Origin of the sequence: Thomasclavelia sp. (assembly GCF_047249845.1) — a bacterium.
GTDB lineage: Bacteria > Bacillota_I > Bacilli_A > Erysipelotrichales > Coprobacillaceae > Thomasclavelia.
On record NZ_JBKTWO010000142.1, the window covers coordinates 1 to 2,082 of the forward strand.

The following is a 2,082-nucleotide window of genomic DNA, read 5'->3' on the forward strand; positions in this document are numbered from 1 at the left end:
AAACCATAGCTCCATTTGGAAACTCATTATTAGGCGCTATTAATTCAATGATATTAGGAATTTGAAGTGATTTAACATCAACAAGTTTATTAAGACTTTCGGAATACTTTTTATAATTATCATAGGAATTTTTATTTACACCTTCTAGAAGTATATACTCATCATTAATTATATATGCTTTACTATTAAATCCCTCATTAATATATTTCTTGCTTTTAATCTCCATTTTTATCACAACCTATATTATTTATTTTTAATACTTATTTCACAATATTCTTTTAACTCTGATAATCCTTCAGTAATCCAATCATTATAATTATATTCATAACCATAAATTATTTTTTCAAACATCCAATAAAATTCGTGAAAATCTGATTTTCTCAACATTTTTTCAATGTTGTCATAACCATAATAATTTAAAACTTTTATACCAAAACATCTTCCTAATTCTTCATCTGAATCTTCTAATAAACAATAAAAATCATTATCAGTATCAGAAACACAAGAATCCCCAAAATCAATAATACCTGAAATTCTATTTGTTGTAGTATCAAATAAAATATTACCACAACTAAAGTCGTTATGAACAAGAGATTTATTTATTGTTAGCATATCATCATTAGATAAAATGCTATTATAAATATTATTAATTACCATTTTTTCATTATCATCTAATTTATCAAAAATTAATTCAACTAATCTTGCATAATCTTTTTTGTAATTCTCAATTGTATCGACTTGGTATTTATTATAATTGGAACTATGTAGTTCTTTTAAAAATCTTGCTAAATCTTGTGCTAATTTATCTTTTTCTTCATCAGTTAATCTTTCATATATTTCTTTACTTAAAGAAACACCATTAATTTTTGTAAAACAAGCAATACAATATTTATAATTTGAATTATCATTATTAACATATAAAACTTTAGGTATATTAAAAGTTGTTTTATTTTCTAAATATTGTAGTATTTCAATTTCTTTTAATAAATTTTCATTTGCTTTTTCGTGTCTAGGAAATTTAAAAATCATATTATCATTAACTTCATAAGCAAACGAGTCATTACCATTACCAATTAATTTAATAGAGGTTATTTTGATATCAAAACTATGTTCAATTATATATTTTATTGCTTTAACATTAGTTTCATTATCATCATATCGATATTCCATTAAATAACAATCTTCTTTTTTACCTTCGTGAAGTTCGTGTTCTGGTAAATCTTCAATAATTCTAAATCCTGCTTTTTGATACATTCTAATTGCTCTTGGATTATCTTGGTGTGGGTCCAATATTACAGCATCTGCATTTCTTTCTTTTTTTAAGAATTCAAAAATCATTTTTGTATATTTTGTTCCTATGCCTTTGCTCCAATAATCAACTTCACCAATAAATTGGTCCATACCATAAACAATATCATTACTTCTAGGGTAATGATAATCATCATATAGTTCATCATACATTTTATATATTTGTCCATAACCAATAGGTTGACCATTATATTCAATAATTACTCTTATAACTTCATCTTCCCAAGGTTCTGTATAATGTTCTTTTAAAGTTTCTAATGTATATTTTTTATCTCTACCACCATAAAATTCTAATACTCTTTCATCGGTAAGCCATTTTAACATTAATGGAAAATCATTATCATTTAAAGTTCTAACCCTTATATTCTCATTTTTAATATCTATCATTTTTCATCACCTTCAAAATCATATACATAGCAAATTTCATCTTCAAAATCATTTTTGCCACCTAATTTTTCATATACATGACACGCTCTAGGATTTCCTTTATCAGTAAGAACAAACATTTCAAAGAATCCATTAGAACTAATATAATCTTTAATAAATCCTAATAATTTAGTTCCATAACCTTTATCTTGATAGTCTGGTAACATTCCAATAGAATAAATAAAATATGCATGTTTTCCATTTGGATGAATAATATCATATCCATAAGCAAATCCTACAATTTTATTTTCAGCTTTAGCAATAAACCCAATAACATTTTTATCATTATAAAATCGCGCGTTGTAAAATGAAGTTGAAATAAAATAAAAAAATAGGTCCATAGTGACG

2 protein-coding genes and 1 pseudogene are annotated in these 2,082 nt (G+C 24.2%); all 3 read right to left on the minus strand.

Translation table 11 applies throughout. The features are described 5' to 3' along the window. A pseudogene (locus ACLR9T_RS14090) lies at positions 1 to 226 on the minus strand (hypothetical protein); the annotation flags it as partial. 17 nt (positions 227 to 243) lie between these two features. Continuing rightward, positions 244 to 1,692, minus strand: a complete 1,449-nt coding sequence (gene aac(6')-I, locus ACLR9T_RS14095; RefSeq protein ID WP_412112194.1) for an AAC(6')-Ie family aminoglycoside N-acetyltransferase — start codon at positions 1,690 to 1,692, stop codon at positions 244 to 246. Next, complete coding sequence (locus ACLR9T_RS14100; RefSeq protein ID WP_412287955.1) at positions 1,692 to 2,075, minus strand: GNAT family N-acetyltransferase; 384 nt, start codon at positions 2,073 to 2,075, stop codon at positions 1,692 to 1,694. The genes aac(6')-I and ACLR9T_RS14100 overlap by 1 nt, the downstream gene beginning before the upstream one ends. Between the last annotated feature and the right edge of the window lie 7 nt (positions 2,076 to 2,082).